Raw genomic sequence first — 23,868 nt, 5'->3', positions numbered from 1 at the left:
CAGCAAAAAACCGCCAGAATCGGCGGTTTGATCGTTTATGAACGTCATATGAATCGTTCTACATGTAAGAATTCATCTTAAAACTGGCTTAATATTGTGTGACCCAGCCTTTGCGATGCGCAAAGATTGCTAGCTGCGTACGGTCATCCAGTTCGCATTTCATCAACAGATTGCTGACATGCGTTTTAACCGTTTTGATACTGATATGCAGTTCTTCGGCAATCTCCTTGTTGCTCAAGCCCTCGGCGATCAGCATCAACACTTCACGCTCACGAGCAGTCAGATCGGATGATTCCTCCTGATTGGTGCTGCGCTGACGCAGCCCACGCGTTAATGCCTGCGAAATATCACCGGTCATTACAGGCATACCACGACTTGCTCCTTGCAGCGCATAGATCAATTCTTCAGCAGAGACCGTTTTCAGTATATAGCTAACCGCTCCCGCCTCGATTGCCTCCACCACCATCTCGTCTTCGAGAAAGCTAGTCAGAATGACAATTTTCAAATATGGATATTGCCGTATAATATGACGCGTTGCTTCGACACCGTTCATAACAGGCATCATCATATCCATCAAAATCAAATCCGGCATACCGCCATCAATGCCCTGCTCTAACAGTTGAATGACCTGTTGCCCATCTGCGGCTTCGGCAATAACCTCAAATCGATCGTCCAGCATAAGATACGTTTTTAGACCCATCCGTACCATATCGTGATCATCTGCCAGCAATATTTTGATCTTGTCCACGCTCATCCGCTCCCCTGCTATTATGTTCAAATGTCGGGATATGAATACGGATCGTTGTTCCCGCTCCCGGCTTGCTGATAATCTCGGCCTGCCCGCCCAGCTTCTCCGCCCGTTCCGCCATAATGGTCAACCCATAGGAACCCTGCTTATGCAGTCCCATTTCAAAGCCGCGACCATCATCGCTAATATGTAAAGATACATGGTGACGCTCCTCCTGCAATGACAGGCTGACAATCGAAGCGTCCGCATGTTTGACGATATTCGCCAGTGCCTCTTGAATAATGAGAAAAAGCTGACGCTCTTTGGCCTCAGTCAATTCTCCCACAAGCTCCATATCCTGAATTCCCTTCAAGCCGTTGTGACGGCAATAATCCGGAAACCACGTATCCAGCGCCTCGGTCAACGAGCGCCCTTCCAGCTCCATCGGACGAAGCTGGGTAATGAGCGCACGCATTTGTTTTTGCGCGAGCTGGGACATCTGGATCAATTGCTCCATCACCTGCTTAGCCTGTTGTTCATTGCGTTCCAGTACTTTGGGCAATGAAGACGCGGACATATGAATGGCAAATAGCTGCTGGCTGACTGAATCATGCAGATCGCGTGCCATCCGGCGACGTTCTTCCAGCACCGCCTGCTCGGTTTCGCGCGTACGTTCCATCACTTCACGCTCGCCAAGCTGTTGCAGAATACGCATCTTGCGCTCCACCGTGCTCATCATTTCGTTAAATTCTTCATGTACACGGTTAAATGATTCGTCTTCGATAGGTTGCAGTCGAGCACCGAAATTCCCTTTTGCCACCTGTGTCATTTGCAAATGGACATTATCGATGCGTCGCTGTACCCGCTGACCGGCAACATAACCAGCAATGAGCGAGATAGCGATCAGACCGATAAAGTACAGATACCAATTTTCCGGCATAACCAGCAGATGGTAATCCCGGCTCAAGGCGACATAGATTGTAATCGTAGTTAATACGCCTACAATACCGAAGAAGCCAATTAATTCCCATTTGATATTTTTAAACCACTTTGTCCGCATCGTCATCTTACCCCACTCGGTTAATTCGGATATCGCCGATAAATACACTTACCGCGATTTCAACCCGTTTGCCCGTCGATTCGTCATCACTCGTCTCGCCGCTCAGCTGATTCATCATACCATCCATACTGCGATTCATAATATCCATATTACCGATAAACGAATTGCCCTGCGCTTTGAAACTCACTTCCACACCGCTTGGGATAAATACTTTGACATCGCCGATAAAGGCAGAGACATTGATCTTGGTCACACCGTATGGAATTTGAGCTTTTGTTAAATCTAGCATTGTATCACCGATAAAATGAGAAATATTCAGCGGTTTTAGTTCAAAATAATCTTTGCCGATATGCACATCGCCGATAAAATTGGAACGATTCTCTACATTACCGCCATAGCCATGTTGCTGATTATATCGACTACTGCACCGATTACCCGCATAATGATGCCCCTGCTTATGCTGCTGTTTCCACTGTTCCGCATGCCATTGCTTATCCTGCTTCATGCGGCGCATATGATCTTTGAAATCTTGCTTGTGCTGATGCCAATCCTGCTTATTAAATCTTTCCCAGCCAGATCCATCATCCTGATGTGCTTGCGTGTTATGCATATGCTCGTTATGCAAAGGTTCATGAAATCCATCCTCGAATGAATGTTCATCCTTACGCAGATTCGGGCCTTTTTTCTCGCCAAATCCTTGCTGTGCTTGATTCCCCACCGCTTCGTGCTGATAAGCAGAAGGTTCGGATGAGGATGGATTCTGTTTGCGTCCTAACTTCTCATCAAACAGATCGTCCAACGAAGAAGGAGCCGGCGGTGGTGGCGGGCTAGCATTGTAAGGTGATGATGGTTGATCTGCATATGGATTACCATGCTCCTGATGATGCTTTCTACGCTTATGATCGGAACGACCTTTGCCAGTCAGCATACGGAATCCGAAAAATACGAATCCGAGCGGAATCATCAGACGAATCAGATCGCCGATCGAATAGTCAAACCAATCCAGATTGCGTCCGAGGAAATATACACCCAGTATGGTCATAATCCAGCCGCCAACATCCTTTTTGCATTTGAACAGAAGCTCGTTTAAACCGATCTCCAGCAAAAACAGTGGCCAAAGTAGAAATAGTGCATCTCTTACGCCCCAATCGATAATATCCAGTCGATCCAGCAGAAAGACCAAACCAAGTCCAATCAGAGTCAATCCCCAGAACGTTTTGCGGAACATATGACGATTCATATGAAGCCCCTCGCTTTCTTGTTGCCTGTTACTTTCATCTCTATATCATTCCAGTACGCATACCTTCGTTCATTCATACTCTAAGTGTAAAAAAATACAGCCTCTCTGCATAGCGGCAATAGGCGGAACCTTATCTCGGTCTACAGACTGAGTACCATACGCAGATTATGACATGATGTACTCACATGCCTCATAAGTGTAGCTCATAGATAGATTACAATATCTAAACAGTAGGCTTTTCATTAAGTAGCACGATGTCGTTGAATCCCATGTATGGAATGACTCAACAACAAAAAGCACCGATCATGAAGATCGATGCTTTCATTATAGAAGAAATGGACAGCAATAGCTGCGTTTTCGTGCAAAATAGGCGTAAACTACAGTCAATTATTTCCTTTTACATTCCATGGGAATAAGAAGATGATTCGACAATGGTCCAAATTCCGATTTAGAAAATGGTGCGATCTGCGATTTGCTGGCTCAGTAGTTTGGCTACTTCATCCAGCGGCATAGCGCCAATATCGCCTTCGCCGCGTTTACGAACAGAGACGCTGTTTGCATTCATCTCGTTTTCGCCGACAACGAACATGTACGGGATTTTCTCCAGCTGGGCTTCACGGATTTTATAACCCAGTTTTTCGTTGCGCAGATCGGCTTCAACGGTTACACCGCTCAGGCGCAGCTGATCTTCAACTTTGCGTGCATATTCTTCAAATGCAGTCGATACCGGGATGACTTTCGCTTGTACCGGGGACAGCCATAGTGGAAGCGAACCAGCAAAGTTCTCCAGCAGGAAGGCAGTAAAGCGTTCCATCGTACTGATGACACCGCGGTGAATAACGACCGGACGGTGCTTCTGACCATCGTCACCGATATATTCCAGCTCAAAGCGCTCTGGCAGTAGGAAGTCCAGCTGTACAGTCGACAGCGTTTCTTCTTTACCCAGTGCAGTACGGATTTGTACGTCCAGCTTCGGACCGTAGAATGCTGCTTCGCCTTCTGCTTCGAAGAATGGCAGATCCAGATCTTCGACGACTTCGCGCAGCATACGCTGGGACATTTCCCACATTTCGTCGTTCGGGAAATATTTCTCAGTATCCTGTGGATCGCGGTACGACAGACGGAAGCGATAGTCGCTGATGCCGAAGTCTTTGTATACCTGTTGCACCAGTTGAATAACACGGGCAAACTCATCTTTGATCTGATCTGGGCGTACGAATAGATGCGCATCGTTCAGCGTCATCGCGCGTACACGGTGCAGACCAGTCAGTGCGCCGGACATTTCGTAACGGTGCATCATACCCAGTTCGGCGATACGGATCGGCAGATCACGGTAGCTGCGCAGATCACTCTTGTACACCATCATATGGTGCGGACAGTTCATCGGACGCAGAACGAGTTCTTCATTGTCCATGCTCATCACTGGGAACATATCTTCTTGGTAGTGCTCCCAATGACCGGATGTTTTGTACAGTTCAACGTTACCGAGAACTGGTGTATATACGTGGCTATAGCCCAATTTTTCTTCCAGATCAACGATATAACGCTCCAGTGTACGGCGCAGCTTGGCACCGTTAGGCAGCCAGATTGGCAAGCCTTGACCAACCAGATTGGAGAATGTGAACATGCCTAGTTCTTTACCCAGCTTGCGGTGATCGCGTTTCTTCGCTTCTTCGAGGAAATGCAGATGCTGCTCCAGCTCGGCTTTTTTGTTAAATGCTGTACCGTAGATACGTTGCAGCATTTTGTTTTTGCTATCGCCGCGCCAGTAAGCACCGGCTACGCTCAGCAATTTGAAGATTTTCAGTTTGCCTGTGGATGGTACGTGTGGACCGCGACACAGGTCAAAAAATTCGCCTTGATCATAAATCGTAATAATGCTGTCTTCCGGCAGCGCTTCGATCAATTCGATTTTGTACGGATCTTCTAGTTCACGGAAAATGTCCAGTGCTTCCGCGCGGCTCACTTCGCGACGTGTAATCGGCAGATTCTCGTTAACGATACGCTCCATTTCCTTTTCGATCTTTTGCAGATCTTCGGGGTTAAGCGAATGCTCCAGATCCATATCGTAGTAGAAGCCGTCCTCGATAACAGGACCTACGCCCAGTTTTACTTCTTTGGCACCAAATAGACGTTTGACCGCTTGAGCAGTCAAGTGAGCCGTACTATGACGAATAACCTCCACGCCGTCTGCACTATCTGCGGTTACGATCTCAACCAGTGCGCCATTATGCAGCGGTGTATTCAGATCGACTACGATTCCGTCCAATTTACCAGCTACCGCGTTTTTGAACAGGCTTTTGCTAATGGAGTTGGCGACGTCGCCGATGTTGTTTCCTTCTTCGTACTGACGAACCGAGCCGTCAGGCAGTTTAATTTCGATTGCCATCTTCAATCTTCCTCTCTGGATACAAAATAGATCATGCTAGATACTGTTTGTACATTGCATGATGGATCGTAAGGCACCGTTCGGGCTACGCTTCATTCCCTTTCTTTTATAAACAGCAAAAAACGCCCGCCCCGGCAAAGGGACGAGCGTTATATACACACGTGGTTCCACCCTGATTCAATTCTGCACCAGCACACAGAGCAATTGGTAACATTGCAGGTGGGACAGAATCCTTCATTGAACATCTAGTAACGGAGATGAACCGATCATGCTTACTGACGGTCATAGAGGTCTGAAGCAGACCATACCGGGTTCAACATCATTGCTCGAAAGGGGTAAGCAACCATCGTCAACCGGAGGAAATTGCAGCGTGGAGAACTTCCCTCTCTCTGAACCGGACAGGCATGGTGCTGTTGTCTTTGTCATTGCACAGATATGTGATTGCATAACGCCATCATGCTGTTTTTTCTTACCCAGCGCATGGAATCGTTGCTTCAATTATTATAAAAGTGTGTAGGAGCGGCGTCAAGCATTTGCGAGCGATATGTTTTGCTATATCGTCGATTGTATATTCAGTTTAGGCGTTTCTATGCTTTTGATCTCTGTAGAGTTTCGTTCGAATCGCAACCGCTGTTTATGCAAACTCAATAGATTTGATCGTTTGATTATCGAAGTCTTTGACTGTGAAGATATTATTTTCCAGAATGCCATAGGAGTTCGCATAGTTTTCTTTGGGTAATGCGATAGAACCGGGATTGAGAACGTAGATGCCATCCTTCATATCGGCGACGGGCACATGCGTATGCCCTTGAATCAATACATCGCCTGCATTCAGCTGTGGCAGCTTGTCGATGCTGTAGCCATGACCGTGTGTGACATAGATACGGCGACCGTCCACATACAATTGAACATCGTCACCCATCATCGGGAATTGCAGCAGCATCTGATCCACTTCAGAATCGCAATTCCCGCGAATGCCGATGATTTGACTTGTGTACTGATTCAGAGCTTCAGCGACACCAGCAGGATCGTAACCGTCTGGCAGCGGATTGCGTGGTCCATGATACATATAATCACCTAGCAAAATCAGTTGATCCGGCTGTTCGACTTGAACTTTGTCCAATGCCATTTGCAACCAGTGCAGCGAACCGTGAATATCGGAAATAAACATAAGTTTCATCAATATCAGCTCCTTCATCAGGTATGTACATCACTCAGCAATAACTCCATAACACATGCAGCAAAATGACAGGCGACGGGTGATAGATCATTGAGATTCAGAGCAGTTAAGCCGATACGACGACAAGGGCGACCGGATAATCTCACCAGTCGCATTCCTTGTCGATCAGAAGGATTCATAATCAACTCCGGCAAAACCGTAATGCCATGCCCTTGCCGCACCATTGCCATCATACTGTGATCATCTTCCAATTCATACGCAATATACGGCTTCCAATCACATTCCGCTATGAAGCCTCGCACACCTGTATCACAACCGAGCACAGGCAAAATCCATCGTTCCTGCCGAAGCTGCTCTGCATGCAGCTCCTGTTCATCAGACAGTGGATGCCCATCTGGTAGCAGACAAAATAGCTCATCTTCATACAGCAATTGAAACGGTAATCCTGCCGTATGGGTCTCGCTAATGAAACCCAATTCTATCTCCCCTGCGGCAATCCAGCTTGTAATCTCATCATACGAACCATCTCGCAGCTGAATCGTAATCTGCGGATATCGTTGACGAAACTCAGCCAACATATAGGGTAACCAGCGCATAGACACACTGGAAAATGTACCGATGCGTAATATACCTGTCTCCAGTTCCCGCAAGCTGTCTACCTTCTGAATCAACAGCTGCTGTTCATGCAAAATCGTACGGATATGCTGCCATGCCAATTCTCCTTCGACAGTAAGCTGCACATGTTCCCGTTTGCGCAGCAGCAATTTTAGCCCCAATTCCTGCTCCAACGACGTGATCGCATGACTGATTGCAGAAGGTGTTAATTGCAGCTCGCGGGCGGCGATGGCAAGACTGCCGGTATGCACTACTTTTTGCAATATTCGATAACGTTGGAGACTCATAGCTCCCCTCCTATCGTACATGAAAAAGATTCACTTATTGTATCTAAACATTCATTTTTCTCATTCCGCATTCCTCGTTATAATCTAATGTATCATATGCAAGCAACCCCGCAAAATCGAAAGGAGTATCATGTATGCATGTACCACTTGAACAGCAAACAACCCCGTATTACGCCGTTATCTTCAGTAGCCAGCGCACAGAAGGAGATCACGGATATGGTCAAATGTCCGATGTAATGGTAGATATGGCTTCCCGTCAGCCGGGCTTTCTCGGTGTAGAAAGTTATCGCGATACTGGCGGCGCAGGTGTTACCATCTCCTACTGGCGCGATCTGGAATCGATTCGACACTGGAAGGAGAACCCGACACATCAAGTTGCTCAACATAAAGGGAAAGAGCAATGGTATGCTGGCTACTCACTGAAAATATGCAAAGTAGAGCGCGCGTATTCGTTTGAAGCATGAATATAATGATAAGTGATAAGTGATAAGTGATAAGTGATAAGTGATAAGTTAAATTGTATGGAATGGTTGGATTGTTGTACAGTTTTCGGAAAACTGATATACGAAAACCCTGACTATGAATCCAAAAAAAAGCTCTGTAGTCCATTATGGATTACAGAGCTTTTGATATTTCAATATATGAAACTTTGCGCAATTTGCGGTTGTATTCGTACAGCATATTATGCTGTATGCATCACATACCTGCTATTAGTTCTGCATAATAAAGTCGCGCTGGATCTTCTGGTTTTTGTCGTCAAACACTTGCAGGATATTGTACTTCGTATCGCGTTGTGCTGGAATTTTACCAGCAGCGCGGATGATTTCCAATGTTTGCTCGATGTTGACTTTGTGAGTTGTACCAGCGGCGGATACGACGTTTTCTTCCATCATCGTACTACCGAAGTCATCACAGCCGTATTGCAGTGACATTTTGCCAACTTCCGGTCCCATCGTTACCCAAGACGATTGGAAATGCTTGATGTTATCCAGGAAAATGCGGCTAATCGCTACATTTTTCAAATATTGTTCCGGTGTTTGTTTTTCGGCTTTCATATTGGTATTATCCGGCTGGAATGTCCAAGAGATAAATGCCAGGAAGCCTTCCGAATCGTAACCGTTGCGGATACATTCATCCTGCGCTTCACGTACACGCAGCATGTGCAATGCGCGTTCTTCAAACGATTCGCCAAAACCGATTACCATCGTTGCGGTTGTATTCATGCCGACTTTGTGAGCAGTTTGCATCACGTCCATCCAATCACGCCATGAGCCTTTGAGACGGCTAATTTTGCGGCGTGTACGGTCGTCGAGAATCTCGCCACCACCACCTGGCAGTGAATCCAGACCCGCTTCGTGAATCGCACGAATCGTATCTTCCATCGACAGTCCAGATAGTTTTTGCATTTTCATAATCTCCGCTGGGGAGAAGGAGTGCATGGTGATATTCGGGAAATGCTGTTTGATTTTACGTAAAATATTCAGGTAGTAATCAAACGGCAGATCAGGGTTGACTCCGCCTTGCATCAGAATTTCAGTACCGCCTACGTCCTCGGTTTCCTGAATCTTTTGCAGGATCGTTTCGTCCGGCAATACATAACCTTCCGGCGAACCGGGACGACGGTAAAAGGCACAAAAACGGCAGTACACGTCACATACATTCGTATAGTTGACGTTACGACCGATAACAAACGTCGTGATCGGATCGGGATTGTGACGCATCATGATCTGATTCGCAACATGACCCATTTTTTCAATCTGATCCGATTCGTATAATGCAATCGTATCTTCCACATCCAGACGACCGCCTTGTAGTGCTTTTTCCAGAATACGATCTACTGTATTCATATGATAGCCTCCTAGTGTATTCAGGCATCAGGGGTTGATGTCGAAAAGTCAATTTGAGTATAGGTTGATGATAGGGCTGCGTGTTGCGATGTGTCTGCAAACCTATATCTAAAAATTAAAATAATCAATAACGACATGTACTATCGTAACATATTTCACATTTTAAAAACAGGGATGGAATGATGAAGAGTATCTTTTTTTATGAAGAAGTTGGCCGAAAAATTCGGTTTTCGGATATAAGCAAGTATATATAAAATGCGAAGCAGGTTCCTAATCGGAATACCCGCTTCGCAAAACGCTCGGTTGGATTCAATTGATACACCAATATAACATTTCAGAATATGATGCCGAACGGCTGTTGGATTTGGTATGAATAAGAAAGGATAATTTCATCCTATTTTCCAACTGTATCGCACAGTCGTGTATTTAAATCTTATATGAATCATGGTGTACCGTTTGCTCATACCGTTTCATGCATATTCTGTATGGTCAATTGCCAAATTCACGCGGAGAGTTGCCCTGACCGTTGGATGCGCTCGTACCGCCATCGACTGGCAGGATTACGCCAGTGATGTATTTGGCATCCGGGCTGGCGAGGAACAGATACGCTGGTGCGACATCTTCCGCTTCGGCGATGCGTTGTAGGGTAACGCGAGATTTGAACTTCTCTACGACTTCCTGACCGCCCTCTTCGATCATCGGCTTGGTCATCTCGGTGATCGTAAATGCCGGAGCGATTGCATTAACACGTACCCCTTTTTCACCGAGCTGTAATGCCAGCGATTGGACGAACAGGCTGACTGCACCTTTGGTCGCATTATACCCCGGGTGTGGCCAATCGCCAGCAAGACCAGATACAGATGAGGTGGCAATCAGCGAGCCTTGCGACTTCACCAGATGCGGCGTAGCAGCGCGTGCCAGATAAATCTGAGCGTCGATGTTAGTCGCACGCATATTGTCCCAGTCCTCATCGGTTAATTCTTCGATAGGCCCGACCACGCTGACACCGGCGTTGCTAATCACAACGTCCAATTTGCCAAAGCGCTCTACTGCTTTTTCAACCAATGCATCTACCTGTGCGCGAACACGCACATCAGTCGGTACGATTAGATACCGATCATCATTGTAACGATCCACTACTTCATACAACTTATCTTCACTGCGCGCAGCCAGTACGACCTTGGCGCCATTTTCCAAAAAAGCAGCAGCAACTGCACGTCCAATACCTGTGCTAGCGCCGGTAATGAGTACAACAGAATCTTCAAAAGGGTAAGTATTATGAGTCATAGTTAGGTCCTCCGTGTGATGGTTTTTGAGAAACAAAATGGCTACTTGTCATCATGCTTCACGGATGTTACTTACGTATGGTCATTACCCGTTGAGATAGGATATAAACGGCAGTTGTTATTGATAACGTTTGCAATACACTTCAAAATATAATGTTTCAGTTTATTGCGAAATCTTGCTGTATACATTATTGATTGCTCTGATGAAGCTCGAATCTTCTTCCCCAGTAAACATTTCTTTGTAATGAATAAGTATAGGCAATGTAATATAGTTAAAATTTTTAAATTCGAGTAGTTGATAAACAGCGGAAATTTGCTGTATCTCAACCATCAGTTTTCCATCTGGATGCCTACCTGTGACTCTATCAAGTATTCTTATATATTGATCAAATTCAACATTGCGTCTATTTTCTTTTTTCTCATGAAAATATTTAAAAACAGTAAACAAAAAAGTAGCTACAGCAATTATAGTTGATGTGACTATTGCCAAATTTACATCCTCCTATACAATAATAAATTTGTTTTCAATCATATCAATCCAAGAAAAAATCCCTTTTAACATAAATAAGATCAAGTTCATAGTAATCCATGACTTTTTGTCTTATCTACATCAAAAGGGATACTCACTTTCTGAAGATCATTACATCCAAAATCAATCTTCCAACGCCTGCTCCAGATCTGCGATCAGATCGTTGACATCCTCTAGCCCAACCGACAAGCGCAGCAGACCATCCGTAATGCCGCGCTCTGCACGAACGGTCGCACCCATTGCGGCGTGTGACATCGTGGGCGGATAGGACAAAATACTTTCGACTGCTCCCAGACTTACCGCTACGAGTGGCAACTGCACACGATCCAGTACCTGCTTGGCACGTTCACCAGAACCGACATCAAACGATAGTACAGAGCCAAAGCCGCTGGACTGTGCCGCTTGAATCGCATGACCCGGATGACTGCTCAGCCCCGGATAATATAGCGCATGAATATCATCGCGGTTGTTCAGCCAGTCAGCGATAATCGCGGTGCTTTTCTCGGTATGTGCCATACGCGCGCCGAGCGTCTTCATGCCGCGCATTAACAGCCATGAATCTTGCGGACCGAGTACAGTGCCAAGTCCATTTTGCAGATGCTTGAGCTGTTTGCCCAGCTCTGGTGTACGAGCGACAGCAAGCCCTGCCAGCACATCACTGTGACCACACAGAAACTTGGTCGCACTATGCAGAATAATATCCACACCCAGTTCAATCGGACGCTGGTAATACGGGGTCATAAAGGTATTGTCCAACATCGTCAACAGATGATTGTCCTGCGCCCACTTCGTCACTGCGCCAATATCCGTAATTTTCAACGTCGGATTGGACGGCGTTTCCATATAAACGGCGCGCGTATTCGGACGCAGTGCGCCTTTCACTTGCTCCAGATTGGTCATATCGACAAAGCTGATCTCGATATTCATCCGGTTCAGCACGGTCGTTAGAAAACGATACGTTCCGCCGTACACATCTTCAGTCACAATGACATGATCGCCTGCGGACAGGATTAGAAATGCGGTCGAAATGGCAGCCATGCCCGAAGCAAAGGCAAATCCGCGCGCTCCGCCTTCCAACAGCGCAATATAATCTTCCAGCGCCTGCCGCGTCGGATTACCAGAACGGCTGTAATCATGCTGCGGTGGATTCAGAATATCTTCCTGATGAAAAGTTGACGCCTGATAAATCGGCACACTGGATGCACCTGTTACCGGATCAATCTCGGCACCAAAATGGATCAATTTCGTTTCAAAGCTGCGTTCTTTGTATGACTTGCCAGCCGCGCCGCGACCGGAATGAGCGTGACTGTTAGCTTGTGCAGGGTCTAGCTGCGTCACACCGCTCTTGTTCTGTTCGTTGCCGGAATGGGTCATGTCCAATCACGCTCCTTCTACTTCAATACGTGCTGCTTCCAGTGCCTGATCCAGATCGGCGATCAGGTCATTTACATGTTCAATTCCCACGGAGAAACGTAGTAGACGATCGTCAACGCCGATTGCATCACGGATTTCGAGTGGAATATCTGCATGCGTTTGAATCGCTGGATAGGTCATTAACGATTCCACACCGCCCAGACTTTCAGCAAAGGCGATCAGTTTAATATTGCTCAAGATCGGTTTAATATAACGAGCATCTTTCACTTTAAAAGAGAAAATCCCCGTGTTACCGCTAGATTGACGATTCTGTACCTCATGCCCCGGATGATCTGGCAGTGCAGGATAGAACACTTCGGCAATTTGCGGATGCTCTAGCAGATGGTTCGCAATCGTTGTGGCGTTGTATTCATGACGCTCCATACGCAGCGCCAACGTCTTCATGCCTTTCATCAGCTGATACGAATCGGTTGGTGACAGTACTGCGCCGATCGAATTGTGCAGAAATGCCATCTCATCAGACAACTCTTTGCCTTTGGTAATGATCAATCCGGCGAGTACGTCGTTATGTCCGCCCAGATATTTTGTCGCACTGTGTACAACGATGTCCGCGCCCAGCTCAATCGGACGTTGGAAAAATGGCGACAGCAGCGTGTTATCCACGATGGTCAGCAGATTGTACTGTTTCGCCCATGTCGCTACCGCTTCGATATCGGTAATCATCATTAGCGGATTGGTCGGCGTTTCGATAAATACCGCTTTGGTGTTGTCCTGTACGATGTTGTTCATCGCTTCCAGATCGTTCGTGTCTACATAAGATGCAGTAATGCCAAATTTGGATAGGATGCGTTCCAGCAAACGATACGTTCCGCCATACAGATCAAGCGAGACGATCAGATGATCGCCCTGACCAAACAGCGCGAAGATCGTTTGCAGCGCCGCCATGCCGGAGCTACAGGCAAACCCTGCATCACCGGATTCCAGTCCAGCTGCGGCTTCTTCCAGTACAGCACGAGTCGGGTTGGTCGTACGAATATAGTCAAAGCCTGTACTTTGCCCAAGTGCTGGATGACGGAATGCAGTCGAATGGTAAATGGGGAAATTCACAGCTCCTGTTACCGGCTCATGGATCGACCCAATCTGGGCTAACCGGCTTTCAATATTAAGTGAAGATTCATTCTTTTTATGTTCCGTCATAGGTTACTTCCTCCTCAGATATCCAATTCAAGTTTGATATGATCTCTTTTGATATAGTCTCTACTGTTTAAATGGAATACAGACCAATTTCGGCCTTGCTTGTTTCCAGATCGTACGGAGTCTCTTGATACACGTAATAGTTCAACCAGTTGGAGAACAGCAAGTTTGCATGCGCGCGCCAGATCGACGGCGGCGTACGAGTTGGATCGTCGTTTGGATAGTAATTTTTCGGGACAGCGATGTCCATACCGCGTGCGATATCGCGGTCGTATTCCCATTTCAGGGATAATGGATCATATTCGGAATGACCGGTGACAAAGATTTGTTTGCCGTCTTTTGTCGCTACAATGTAGATACCGGCATCTTCCGACTCGGACAGAATTTCTAGCTCTGGTACGTTCTCAATATCTTCGCGCCGCACTTCGGTATGACGGGAATGCGGGGCAAAATATAATTCGTCGAATCCTCGCAGCAGTTGCACATTGTTTTTGTTGAGCGTATGTGGGAATACACCAAAGCATTTCTCCGGCAGATCGACTTTCGGTACGCCGAAGTGGTGATATAAGCCAGCCTGTGATGCCCAACAGATGTGCATCGTCGAGGTGACGTTGGATTTGCTCCATTCGAAAATTTCCTGAATCTCTTCCCAGTAATTCACATCTTCAAAATCCATCGTCTCCACTGGCGCACCGGTGACGATCAGACCGTCAAAGCGTAGATGCTTGACTTCTGGAAAGGTTTTGTAAAAGGCGTTCAGGTACTCAGCAGATGTGTTTTTGGATGTGTGGGAACGCGTATGCAGCAAATAAATGTCCACTTGCAGCGGACTGTTACTGAGCAACCGCAGAAGCTGCGTTTCGGTCGTCTCCTTCGTCGGCATGAGGTTCAACAACGCGATGCGCAGCGGACGAATATCCTGCTGGTACGCGCGCGATTCATCCATCACGAAAATATTTTCCCCGGAAAGGATCTCTTTCGCCGGTAAACTGTCTGGAATTTTGATTGGCATACTGATTCACTCCTTGAAATGTGTGGATAATACAGCCGAGCAGCTGCCCGCATGATGGAAGGAGAGTTGCGATGTGTAACGCAAAAAGACCTTTCTCCAAAACATACTGAGAAAGGTCATATCCGCAAAGGATGCGTCTATATAGCGCCTCTCTCATCTGTCAGCAGATACCAGATACTTCATCGTAGGATGTACCTGTATCTCTGCTAGAATTAGCACCGTACAGTATATGACTGCCGGTTGCCGGGCTTCATAGGGCTAGTCCCTCCGCCTGCTCTTGATAAGATTCGCTGTATTTGATTATGGGGTAAAAAATAGAAAGACACGTTATCGTTTATTCCAATATGGGATGTTCCAGATGGAAGCTCACCGGATTGGATATACGATATCGTATACCATCGTCATACCTATCGTCAAGGGTAAGTTCTACCGATATACAACTTATATCGTGACGTGATGAATTAAGCTTGAAAGCCTGCTGTCGCCACGGTATACTTAACAAGTATTTGGCGTATTTTCATGTTTTTCGTAAAACATGTTGGTATTCAATTTATTTCAAAGAGGTGAATTTCAAGATGGAAGGCGACCCGAGGAGTAGCTGGCAAGAAGATTCCACCATATCGCAGGAAGAAAACGACAAGAGGATACCGGAGGAGCGCGCCATGTTGAAAATGTAATTTTCAGATTATAGCGAAGCTTTAAATAAGTGTGTACAATTGCCGTCTCTTTCCTGCTCATTTATATGAAAAAGGAGTAGAGCATATTATGAAAATTCGGCACGTAAACGCCGGCAATTTCACGCTGGTTGAGGATGTTAATGAAACACTGGTTGCACCGGAGGAAGGCTTCTACTGGATAGACGCTGGTCTTGATGATCTGATCTTGCTTCAGCCACTCTTTATGCTGCATGATCTGGCGGTTGAGGACATGATGGGCGATGAGGAGCAGCGTCCAAAAATCGAAATTTATGAAAATCACTACTTTATCGTTGTGAACAGTATTCGTTTTGACGATGAAGAGATTTTCCTGCGCGCACTGAATATTTTCTTGGGACGTCATTTTATCATCACCGTGACCAAACAGAAAATCAGTGAGCTGCGCACCCTCAAACCGATTTTGTGGGAAGAGGAAGTGAGTCGTCCAGACAAATTCATGTACCTGCTGGTCGATCTGGTGGTGGACAACTATTTCACCGTTGGCGATCGGATCGAAGATCAAGTCGAGCGGCTGGAAGAAAGTATTCTGATGAATACGAAAAAGTCGCATCTGAACGAAATTATCGGTCTACGCGGTGAGATTCTGTGGCTCAAACGGGTACTTGGTCCACAGCGCGAGGTTATTAATACGCTCAACAAAAAAGACCTGCGCCTGATCGACGATCAGCTGCAAAAATATTTTAGTGACGTGTACGAGAATGCCGTGAAAGTATCTGAGATGTTTGATACATTCCGCGATCTGATGGGCAACTTACGAGAGGCGTACCAGTCGAGTATCGCCAATCGTGCGAATGAAATTATGCGCGTATTTACCGCCATCACGACGATATTCATGCCGCTCACGGTCATTACGGGCATTTATGGAATGAACTTCGAGAATATGCCGGAGCTGAAATGGCCCTTCGGCTATCCGATGGTGATCGGTATTATGATCGTACTTGGTTTGACAATGTTCTTCACGTTCCGTAAACGTGACTGGATCTAACTTTCTGTCGCTGATCCCATCTCTGCTATGCATTGTCATCTACCATATATGTTGATCTGTATTGTATTATGAAAAGCGTCCATGCGGAATATGCATTCCGGTATGGACGCTTTTTGATTTGGTTGTATAGGTTGTATAAAAGGCACCTCCGACTTCCTGTAGATCAGGAGATCGGAGGTGCCTTTTTATAACTCTGGATTTACTTTGGAACAGATTGCATAGCCGTATTCGCTACATGTATATTCATCTTGCTATATACGTTCGGCTGGTACGATATGCATTACGAATCATCAAGGAATCTCCATCCACCGCTCCATCGTTTCTGCATTTAAATGCTCCAGGCTGGCAACGGTAAAGTGGGCGTGATCCATAATATGATGCAGGCTGACCCCGATGGTCTTCATCCCTGCCTGACGAACTGAGCGCAAGCACTCTGGTGAATCCTCAACGACCATACAGTGATATGGATGCACATCTACTGATTCAGCGGCAAGCACGAAGCTTTCCGGGTCTGGCTTCGGATGGGTAATATCCTGCGCTTGAATGATAGAGGCAAAATAGTGATCCATGCCAAGACGTTCCAGAATCTGACGCGCATCCGGGCGATCGGTAGCAAGCAGCACTTTTACATTTTGTTCATGCAGTTGAGCAAGCAGACTTTCTACACCTGGTAACAAGAATTCGCGATGCATTTCCTGCTCATTCATCTCATCAATTGGCAGTGCTGGCTCAGTCTGTGCATCTGGGGCATGTCCAGTATCCAGCACAGTATCTTCACCATCCCCTTGTGCCGATGCAGCAGGAGGGTTGACTGCCTTTTGATCATCCGATGGATGACTTGACACTTGGGCATTTTCTTCGCCGCTATGCTCATCGTTACTCGCAGATGCTTTTTTCAGACGTTGGTTGTCGGTATCGTCTGGATTACCTTTGGATGCTGGCGGACGCGATGCGGTTGTTTTGTCAGCAGCTTTACCTTTACCACGTTTGTTACCTGTGCGGTTCGTATCGGTTAATTTATTATTTTCTGCTGGCGTATCCACTACATTTGGCTGACTAACTGTATCTTGATTATCATCTTCTTGCGGATGGACAACTTCCTCTTGCGCTTCGGTAGATGATTGTTCGTTGGTATTGGCAGAAGACGCTTGCTTTTGCGCAACGGTAGCTTGTTGTTGATGCTGTTCTTCTTCCTTATCCGCTTTGTCGGCAGCATCCTGTGCTGCCTGTTTATTGCGTTTTACCGCTTGATCGAACAGCTTACCGGTTGGTCCTGTATTGGGCTTCTTACTCTCATCTTCTGCCTCATAATCATGCTGGTCTGCCGCAGCACCAACCAATGCAGGTTCGCGTTCTTTCTCTGCTGGCATCTCATAATGCTGCTCCAGTTCTGGCATTGGAATCAGTACACCTTCCAGACCGAAAATGACAGCACCCAGTTTACGATTTTTCATTTCCAATGGCTGAGTTAATGCAACCAGATACTGGTCACCATAATGGTCGATCAGCAGCGGTTCGCCGCGCAGCAATTTGTAAGTCGTTTGATTCTGTTCGATGGTCATTTCCAATAGACGCTTCTGGAATTGGACGCGGAACGTATAACGTGTCCAGCCTGGTGGCAACTTCGGTTCAAAATGTAGCAAGCCTGCATACTGACGCATACCAGCAAATCCACCGACAATTGTCAACCAGCTACCTGCCATCGAAGCGGCGTGAATACCGTCCTTGACGTTGTTATGAATATCATCCAGATCCATACGTGCTGACTGAATGAAGAAATCATATGCCGGATCCATCGTGCCAAGTTCCGAAGCGAGAATGGCATGAATCGCTGCTGATAGAGAGGAATCATGCGTAGTCAGCGGCTCATAGTAAGCATAGTTACGCACTTTTTCCATTTTCGTAAAGCGATGACCTTGCATGTACATCGCCAAAATCAAGTCCGCTTGCTTCAGCACCTGATGACGGTAAATGACCAGTGGGTGGAAATGCAGCAGCAGCGGATATTTGTCTGCTGGTGTATTCTCAAAATCCCAAATGCCTTTGTCCAAGAACGAATCATCCTGTCCGATCAGACCACTCTGACGGTGAATATAGATCGACTCTGCTGCCTGCTCCCATACGTTGATCTCATCGTCGGACAAGCCCATCGGGCTTTGGATCATCGACTCGTAATTCGCCCGGTCGTTATCGCGCCAGTTGCGCAGTTCACGCACGGTAAACTCCAGCTGGTCTTTGACCATAATATTCGTATACGTATTGTTGTTGACGATCGCTGTATACTCATCTGGTCCGGTAATTCCATTAATACAAAAGCCCTTGCCCGGAATCCAGTCGCCAACAGATAAGAAGAATCGACACGTTTCCACTAGAATCTCCATACCTTTGGTATGCAAAAATTCTTCATCTGCGGCAGCTTCGCTATATTGAATGACAGCGTGTGCCACATCGGCGTCGATATGGTATTGTGCCGTACCGCCTGGATAATACGCGGATACTTCTTCCCCGCCAATCGTCCGCCATGGATACAAGGCACCGGAAGCAGCCATCTCTACGGCACGGTCACGCGCTTTGGGTAGCGTATGATAACGGAATTCGAGCAAACGAAGCGCCAGATCTGGCTGAGTGTACAGGAAGAACGGCATAATATACGTTTCCGTATCCCAGAAATAGTGACCTTCATACCCTTCGCCGGTGATCCCTTTGGCACCGATATTAGTCAGCCCATCGCGACCGACTGACTGGAACAGATGGAAGGCATTGAAGCGCAATCCCTGCTGTAGCTTCTCATCGCCTTCAACCTGAATATCTGCCGTTTCCCAAAATTCATCCAAACGCTGACGTTGGAGTGTAGCTAGCTCGTCAAATCCATCTTCTATTACGTCTTTGAGTGTAGATTGAGCGAGAATATCCAGATGCTCGACCTCGTAGTCTTTGGAGGAATAATAGACAATCCCTTTTTCCAAAATCGCTTCCTGATCCTGCTCCAGATTGAATATAAAATGTTTATCCAGACGCTGCTCGTGTTCCTCTGTCTTCACGTCATGCTTGAGGTTGGCACGATGATCGGCGGCACACAGCAGATGGAACTCTGTCTCGGACGTGCGCTGCTCCAGCGACATACGTGTGCCTTCCTCGGACTTGTCAATCGTATGCAGCACCTGCCCGGTAAAAGCCGCACCTGCGCGCGGATCGCCTTCGGAAATCTCGTTATGCACTTCGCCATTGAGCGAGGATACAAGCGTAATCTCACCGGAAAAGTTCAGCGGCTTAACCTTATAGCGAATCATCGCCACATGCTTATTCGCAAACGAAACAAGACGCTCAATACAAATCGAGATCAGACGTCCACGTCCACTCTCCCATGTAATACAGCGAGTCATGATGCCTGTCTGCATATCCAGTACGCGTTCGTAATCGACGATGCGCCCTGCTAGCAGATTGAAGCGTTCGCCCTCAATCCATAGTTCGATGATTTTGCTATCGGTTACGTTAAGCATCGTCTGCCGTTTGCGGGCATATCCGTATGCTTCTTCTCCGTATATAATATCTGCCGAATCATAAAACCCGTTCAGGTATGTACCATTCAGCGCATCCACTTCCGGCACATTCATGCCTTCGTCAAAATGTCCTCTCATCCCGATATACCCATTAGCTACGGTAAATACGGTTTCGCTTCGGCGATTGTATTGTGGATTAAAAGAAGTCTCGCGGATTACCCACGGTTCTACTTCATAAATCGTTGTTCCTTCTCTCATGTGGTCATTCCCCTTTCTTCGTTAAGCTGGTAGATGTACTGTACTGTCGCTTGCTGCAAGCTTCTGTTCATTCAGATGATACTACTGGGATAGTGGTACTCTTCATCATTAACCATATTTGCTAGGGGGACGCTCTTAGAAAAGATATTAACTGGTTTGATGGGGAAAGAAAAGTGCAATATTGGTGGAAGTGAGGAAATTGTATATTGGAAAGGATAGGACGCTTCGCGTATACGAATTTGGGGGTGGGAGGCAATATTGCGCTTTTGGGGGTAGTGGTAGTAGAGTAGTGAGAAAACTATAATTGGGTGAAGGAGTACATAGAATGGATATGCAGGATAATGAGGAACACAATGGGACATATACCTTGGCAGATCCTATACCGGAATATGTTGAGACAGAGCGGCTTTTGATTCGTTCGCCTTTGATTGGAAGAGTCGAAATTCATGATTCGGTTATTGTGAATGCGGCTATACGGGAGTCGTTGGATGAGTTAATGTTGTTTTTACCGTTCGCTCAACGTGTTCCTGAATTATTGGACACGGAAATTGATTTGCAACAGGCGAGGTTACGTTTTCTACGTCGGGAAGGGTTTCGGTATCTGATTTTTTCCAAAGAATCGGCACAGTTTATCGGGGTTGTCAGTTTGCAGGGCATTGATTATCAGGTGAAGAAATGTGAATTGGGATATTGGATTCGTAGCAGTTGCAGTGGGCACGGATATATGGCTGAAGCTGTTGAAGCGTTAATAGAGCTTGGTTTTGAGCGATTGGGATTTAGAAGGATGGCGATTCAGTGCGAGAGCACAAATTGGAAAAGCAGAGCATTAGCAGAACGGTTAGGATTTGAATTAGAGGGGATTTTGAAAAATGAGGATTTGTCTGCGGATGGGTTGCGTTGGACGGATACTTGTATATATGCCAAGGTAAAAATGTAGATAAGAACAACGTACATAAATAATACGAGCATGCAAAAAAGACCGCTTCGCGAAGAAATGGTCTTTTTGCTGTATTTTGTGCATGGGTTCGTGGCAGCTGCTTTATTTTAGTTGGTTATCCAAATTGGCTGCGACTTTTAGTGCCAGTTTTGTTAGGATCGTCAGTTCTTCTTCTGTGAGTCCTGCTGTTGTCGCTTCTTCCATACGGTGCCACACTTCGGTTACTTGCTGCTCTAGCGCTCGTCCAGCATCGGTTAGTGATACGAGCGTAACTCTACCGTCTTGCGGTGAGCGGGAGCGCGATACAAGCCCGGCTTCTTCTAATCGTTTGACAGATTTGGCGACGGTGGAATGATCCAGTCGCAGTGCGCGTCCGAGACTATTTTGCGATTGGCTATCTTGATCCCATAGCTGAAATAATAAAATTTCCTGCCCGGGAAATAGACCGACTTCGCGTAGCATTTGGGCAGCCAATCCTTTGTGTGAACGTCCAGCGGCAAAGATCGCAAAGCTGACTGGATATTGATCGCCCGCACTGAATTCGCGCGTAGGTGCTGAAGAAGAATGATCTACAGCAGCGCTGTGCGTCTCTTGGCTATGTGGATCGTGAGCTTGAGAAGATGGAACGGAGTGAGCTTGTTCGTCATTCATTGTATTGTCCTCGTTTCTTCTGAATACGCTGTTCCTATTGTATCTAAGCGATTCTGGTTCGTATACAGAATACTGCTGCTTCTATCATACAATTTGTATAGAAGCCATTCCAGTATACGCAAACCGAATCAGGCTTCCGGGTTGAGCAGTATACGGCCGCGTCCACGCCGCTGTTCGCTGAACTGCTGCGCTGCTCCGGCTTGGCTCAGTGGATATACGCGACCTGTTTCCACCTTCAGCGTACCATCGGCGATCAGATTCACGATCTGAAGCAAATGTTCACGAGCAGCGAACACGGTATTGAACTTTGCTGTCACGCCGTGAGCCGCAGCCTGTTCGGCATCAGGATCACCGACGAGCGATACGAGCATACCACCCTGCTTCAATACACCCCAGGAACGTTGTTCTGTATCTCCGCCAACTGTATCCACAACCAGATCAACATCATGTACAATTGCAGCAAAATCTTCGCTGCGATAATCGATTACTTGATCCGCACCAAGTGATTGTACAAAATCAACATTGTCTGCCGAAGCAGTTCCGATCACCGTAGCACCTTTCCATTTGGCAAGCTGTACTGCGAATTGACCAACCCCGCCAGCAGCAGCATGGATCAGAACGGTTTGTCCACTTTGCAGATTGCCTTCAAGGAACAAGGCTTTCCATGCAGAATCTGCTCCCGCTTTGATCGCAGCGGCATCTTGCAGCGAAATGGAATCGGGCAGCTTGACCAATGCTCCTGTTTCAGCAATCGCATACTGAGCATATGAGCTGCGCAAGTCTCCGAAAACCCGGTCGCCCGGTTGCAGGTCAGTTACTTGTGAACCTACAGTTTCAACGATACCGGAAGCGTAAAATCCCGGAGTGTATGGGAAGGTGATCGGGAATACTTGCTCCAGCCAGCCGTTGCGAATTTTCCAATCCAACGGAATCATCGAAGCATAAGCGATGCGGACGAGTACTTCATTTTCCTGAGGTTGAGGACGATCCGTTTCGCGTAATTCCAGCACGTTAGCATCTCCGTAACGGTCGATCAAAATCGCTTGCATTGTATTGTTGGTCATCATAATAAACTCCTTTTTTGTTGGGTTATTTGAATTTTTAATGTTTTATGTTGCCGGCAACATAAATATAAACTATTTTTACGTGGTCGGCAACATATATTTTTAAAAAATTTTAATTTTTATAAAATAAGTTGTTTTCTCGCCTGAACTATATTTCCCCACATGATCTCAAAAGTGCTTCTGCACATGATCTAAATCTGTACACGATCTGAAAATTGTCTCTACCCATCATCACAAAAAGTTTATGCTGTAAAAATACTACGATTAACAGGTTATCAACTAATCTGTAGTTCTGATTGTATGTATAAACAACACTCTTTCTGCATACAAAAAGACTCTATACGATAGCTTTGTTCCAAGCATCCATCGTATAGAGTCCCATTTGACTCCCTAATCATACAGCAATTATATTTACCACAATTATTTTTATTGTAACTATGCTATCCTGACAATCTTTCTAAAATATGCTGTCTTGTAAGATGCGATCTTTCAGTTAGCATGAGTATGATGCGATATCGATCTCCGATTATATACTCAATCTGCTTGTACACTCACTCTGCGTTGTCTTCCGCTACTTCCACTTCGTCGTAAGCACGACTGCCCCGCCAGAGAAGCAGTGCAATCAGAGTGAACGCAATCAGAGCAAGAAACGGAATCGTGATAAAGCCCAGATATTCAAAATAATCCTTGTTACACGGTACGCCTGTCGTACATGGCGCAATCCGGTCAAGTGCCGGAATGTGCTGTTTGGCATAGTGATATATGGCGATCAGACCGCCGATGATGCTCATTGGCAGAACGTAGCCGACAATGCGGCGGTCGCTGCGATAAGCGGCGATACCGAGCAAGATGACCTGTGGATACATGAAGATGCGCTGGAACCAGCACAATTTGCATGGCTCCCATTTCAGCACATCGCTCAGAAATAGACTGCCGCCAGTAGCGACGATGGCGACGATCCAGGCAAGATACAGATAATACCGTGACAGAAATAGCTTAAAGCCACTGATCTGCATA

Annotated in this window: 19 protein-coding genes and 1 riboswitch; of the genes, 3 read left to right on the top strand and 16 right to left on the bottom strand. The window is 46.5% G+C overall.

What is annotated here, in order from left to right:
* Positions 1-88 precede the first annotated feature (88 nt).
* The 6 genes from ACE3MZ_RS07070 to ACE3MZ_RS07045 all read right to left on the bottom strand — a co-directional run bounded on the left by ACE3MZ_RS07070 (position 89) and on the right by ACE3MZ_RS07045 (position 7,498).
* Complete coding sequence (locus ACE3MZ_RS07070; RefSeq protein WP_411345750.1) at positions 89-754, bottom strand: response regulator; 666 nt, start codon at positions 752-754, stop codon at positions 89-91.
* On the bottom strand, positions 717-1,787 hold the full coding sequence (locus ACE3MZ_RS07065; protein ID WP_411345749.1) for a histidine kinase: 1,071 nt from the start codon (positions 1,785-1,787) through the stop codon (positions 717-719). Before ACE3MZ_RS07065 ends, ACE3MZ_RS07070 begins: the two co-directional genes overlap by 38 nt.
* A 7-nt stretch (positions 1,788-1,794) precedes the next feature.
* On the bottom strand, positions 1,795-3,027 hold the full coding sequence (liaF, locus tag ACE3MZ_RS07060) for a cell wall-active antibiotics response protein LiaF (protein ID WP_411345748.1): 1,233 nt from the start codon (positions 3,025-3,027) through the stop codon (positions 1,795-1,797).
* A 448-nt stretch (positions 3,028-3,475) separates the two neighbouring features.
* On the bottom strand, positions 3,476-5,416 hold the full coding sequence (gene thrS / locus ACE3MZ_RS07055; RefSeq protein WP_411345747.1) for a threonine--tRNA ligase: 1,941 nt from the start codon (positions 5,414-5,416) through the stop codon (positions 3,476-3,478).
* A 634-nt stretch (positions 5,417-6,050) separates the two neighbouring features.
* Entirely contained in the window at positions 6,051-6,596 is a 546-nt protein-coding gene (yfcE, locus tag ACE3MZ_RS07050; protein WP_411345746.1) for a phosphodiesterase, read from the bottom strand.
* A gap of 17 nt (positions 6,597-6,613) precedes the next feature.
* Positions 6,614-7,498 (bottom strand): LysR substrate-binding domain-containing protein, encoded by an 885-nt coding sequence (locus ACE3MZ_RS07045; protein ID WP_411345745.1) that lies wholly within the window; start codon positions 7,496-7,498, stop codon positions 6,614-6,616.
* A gap of 134 nt (positions 7,499-7,632) precedes the next feature.
* On the opposite strand from ACE3MZ_RS07045, the gene ACE3MZ_RS07040 reads away from it, so the two are divergent.
* The gene (locus ACE3MZ_RS07040; RefSeq protein WP_411345744.1) at positions 7,633-7,962 is read left to right on the top strand and encodes an antibiotic biosynthesis monooxygenase family protein; all 330 of its coding nucleotides are present in this window, start codon (positions 7,633-7,635) and stop codon (positions 7,960-7,962) included.
* Positions 7,963-8,208: 246 nt separating this feature from the next.
* On the opposite strand, the gene mqnC is transcribed toward ACE3MZ_RS07040, so the two are convergent.
* The 6 genes from mqnC to metA form a co-directional block, all read right to left on the bottom strand.
* Complete coding sequence (gene mqnC, locus ACE3MZ_RS07035; protein WP_411345743.1) at positions 8,209-9,345, bottom strand: cyclic dehypoxanthinyl futalosine synthase; 1,137 nt, start codon at positions 9,343-9,345, stop codon at positions 8,209-8,211.
* Positions 9,346-9,834: 489 nt separating this feature from the next.
* Positions 9,835-10,632 carry an SDR family NAD(P)-dependent oxidoreductase gene (locus ACE3MZ_RS07030; protein ID WP_411345742.1) on the bottom strand — a complete coding sequence of 266 codons (798 nt, stop codon included), beginning with the start codon at positions 10,630-10,632 and terminating at the stop codon, positions 9,835-9,837.
* Between the two features lie 162 nt (positions 10,633-10,794).
* Entirely contained in the window at positions 10,795-11,121 is a 327-nt protein-coding gene (locus ACE3MZ_RS07025; protein WP_411345741.1) for a hypothetical protein, read from the bottom strand.
* Between the two features lie 162 nt (positions 11,122-11,283).
* Complete coding sequence (locus ACE3MZ_RS07020) at positions 11,284-12,534, bottom strand: PLP-dependent transferase (protein ID WP_411345740.1); 1,251 nt, start codon at positions 12,532-12,534, stop codon at positions 11,284-11,286.
* Between the two features lie 6 nt (positions 12,535-12,540).
* Positions 12,541-13,731 (bottom strand): aminotransferase class I/II-fold pyridoxal phosphate-dependent enzyme, encoded by a 1,191-nt coding sequence (locus ACE3MZ_RS07015; RefSeq protein ID WP_411345739.1) that lies wholly within the window; start codon positions 13,729-13,731, stop codon positions 12,541-12,543.
* A 67-nt stretch (positions 13,732-13,798) separates the two neighbouring features.
* The gene (gene metA / locus ACE3MZ_RS07010) at positions 13,799-14,740 is read right to left on the bottom strand and encodes a homoserine O-succinyltransferase (protein ID WP_411345738.1); all 942 of its coding nucleotides are present in this window, start codon (positions 14,738-14,740) and stop codon (positions 13,799-13,801) included.
* 150 nt (positions 14,741-14,890) lie between these two features.
* Positions 14,891-15,027: riboswitch (SAM riboswitch) on the bottom strand.
* A 478-nt stretch (positions 15,028-15,505) separates the two neighbouring features.
* Between metA and corA the strand changes: the two genes are divergently transcribed.
* Complete coding sequence (gene corA, locus ACE3MZ_RS07005) at positions 15,506-16,441, top strand: magnesium/cobalt transporter CorA (RefSeq protein WP_411345737.1); 936 nt, start codon at positions 15,506-15,508, stop codon at positions 16,439-16,441.
* Between the two features lie 290 nt (positions 16,442-16,731).
* Here corA and ACE3MZ_RS07000 read toward each other — a convergent pair whose 3' ends face one another.
* Complete coding sequence (locus tag ACE3MZ_RS07000; RefSeq protein WP_411345736.1) at positions 16,732-20,199, bottom strand: HAD-IA family hydrolase; 3,468 nt, start codon at positions 20,197-20,199, stop codon at positions 16,732-16,734.
* A gap of 325 nt (positions 20,200-20,524) precedes the next feature.
* Here ACE3MZ_RS07000 and ACE3MZ_RS06995 point away from each other — a divergent pair, with 325 nt between their 5' ends.
* Entirely contained in the window at positions 20,525-21,136 is a 612-nt protein-coding gene (locus ACE3MZ_RS06995) for a GNAT family N-acetyltransferase (RefSeq protein WP_411345735.1), read from the top strand.
* A 102-nt stretch (positions 21,137-21,238) separates the two neighbouring features.
* On the opposite strand, the gene ACE3MZ_RS06990 is transcribed toward ACE3MZ_RS06995, so the two are convergent.
* The 3 genes from ACE3MZ_RS06990 to ACE3MZ_RS06980 all read right to left on the bottom strand — a co-directional run bounded on the left by ACE3MZ_RS06990 (position 21,239) and on the right by ACE3MZ_RS06980 (position 23,867).
* Positions 21,239-21,787 carry a MarR family winged helix-turn-helix transcriptional regulator gene (locus tag ACE3MZ_RS06990; RefSeq protein WP_411345734.1) on the bottom strand — a complete coding sequence of 183 codons (549 nt, stop codon included), beginning with the start codon at positions 21,785-21,787 and terminating at the stop codon, positions 21,239-21,241.
* A gap of 128 nt (positions 21,788-21,915) precedes the next feature.
* A complete protein-coding gene (locus tag ACE3MZ_RS06985; protein WP_411345733.1) occupies positions 21,916-22,854 on the bottom strand; it encodes an NADP-dependent oxidoreductase in 939 nt (312 codons plus the stop codon).
* Positions 22,855-23,402: 548 nt separating this feature from the next.
* The gene (locus tag ACE3MZ_RS06980) at positions 23,403-23,867 is read right to left on the bottom strand and encodes a disulfide oxidoreductase (protein ID WP_411345732.1); all 465 of its coding nucleotides are present in this window, start codon (positions 23,865-23,867) and stop codon (positions 23,403-23,405) included.
* Position 23,868: the final 1 nt, after the last annotated feature.

Source organism: Paenibacillus sp. WLX1005 (genome assembly GCF_046603685.1).
Taxonomy (GTDB): domain Bacteria; phylum Bacillota; class Bacilli; order Paenibacillales; family Paenibacillaceae; genus Saccharibacillus.
Note: the sequence above shows the minus strand (reverse complement) of the source record. Positions and strands in the feature narration are given on the sequence as shown.